General features: G+C 55.9%; 2 protein-coding genes. Both read left to right on the top strand.

Going from position 1 to position 1171, the window contains the following annotated elements:
• Positions 1 to 95: 95 nt before the first annotated feature.
• Positions 96 to 461 carry a HEAT repeat domain-containing protein gene (locus CA13_RS34365; protein ID WP_146397755.1) on the top strand — a complete coding sequence of 122 codons (366 nt, stop codon included), beginning with the start codon at positions 96 to 98 and terminating at the stop codon, positions 459 to 461.
• 153 nt (positions 462 to 614) lie between these two features.
• Positions 615 to 1028 carry a hypothetical protein gene (locus CA13_RS34360; RefSeq protein ID WP_146397779.1) on the top strand — a complete coding sequence of 138 codons (414 nt, stop codon included), beginning with the start codon at positions 615 to 617 and terminating at the stop codon, positions 1026 to 1028.
• Positions 1029 to 1171 lie beyond the last annotated feature (143 nt).

Raw genomic sequence — 1171 nt, 5'->3', positions numbered from 1 at the left:
CGAGCGCTGTCCGTGGTACATTCTTTCGTAGTTGACGCCGTTCCCTTCGGTTGGGATCGGTGACGTAAAAACCTTCCGTTGTGCGGACGAATCTAATGGGTCCATTCCGTGATGGCTGGCTGCAATCTGACGTTGACGCTGTCATCACACGTGGCGACCCCTCCGAGTTGCTCTACGTCCCGATCGTGATTTCCCTCGATCCGCCGGATTGCCAATGGGCAACCGATATCTGCATTCAACTCGCGTCTCACGCTGACCCGACCGTTCGCGGCAACGCCGTACTCGGTTTTGCGCATCTTTCGCGAACTTGCGGCGTTCTCGATCGTGAAACCATTCAACCCATCATCCAGCGTGCATTGACTGATTCCGACGGCCATGTCCGTGGACACGCTCACAGCGCTGTCGACGACACGTCACACTTCTTGGGCTGGGATTATCCTGAGATTGACGCCAACTCGTAGCGCCCGCCGCACAACATGGTTTTTACGCTGAGGCCTTCGGCACACCTTCCCACTTTGGCAACGTGGGGTGGCCTTGGTACAATCTCTGGCAGTTCAGGCATCGTCCGCTTCGTTTAGGGCGGTGTCGTAAAAGCCTTCCGTTGGCAGACACAAGTGAAGCGTTGGGCAACACGAATCATCGAACCTTTGGTCGTCGTCACAATCTTGGCCGTGCTGGTTGTGGGCGGTGGGTTCGTTTCGTTCACCTACGACAACGTGATTGACAACGACCCTCTAATCGCGCCGCTGGATGTCGTCGCAGTTGACGCCGATCGCATAACGCTTAGCGACGGTCGAACCTTGATCGCGAAATTCGATTCTGAATATCTGCAGTCAGATATGGAACAGTACGGTAATCGTGTTGACCTCGATCCCGCTGATGATGGTTCGGTGGTCGTCAACGTCTCGTACCGGCGTTGGACGTGTGGCAATGGCGGCCCATGGTTGCGGTTGCGTTGGATTCCCGTCGACTACCCACTGTACCGGCGCGCGGAGCTCGGCCTCGCCCAGATTGAGAATCAACCGTAGTTCAGTGTCTGCCAACATGGTTTTTACGCTGAGGCCTTCGGCACACCTTCGTCGTTTTGCAACGCTCGCTGGCCTTGGTACAATCTCTCGTAGTTCAGGCATCGTTCGCTTCGTTTAGGGCGGTGTCGTAAAAACCTTCCGTT

Source organism: Novipirellula herctigrandis (assembly GCA_007859835.1).
GTDB classification, from domain to species: Bacteria; Planctomycetota; Planctomycetia; order Pirellulales; family Pirellulaceae; genus Novipirellula_A; species Novipirellula_A herctigrandis.
Note: the sequence above shows the minus strand (reverse complement) of the source record. Positions and strands in the feature narration are given on the sequence as shown.

Coding starts and splice junctions, on each gene's coding strand:
- CA13_RS34365 (WP_146397755.1), top strand. CDS start 96: ATGGGTCCATTCCGTGATGGCTGGCTGCAATCTGACGTTGACGCTGTC.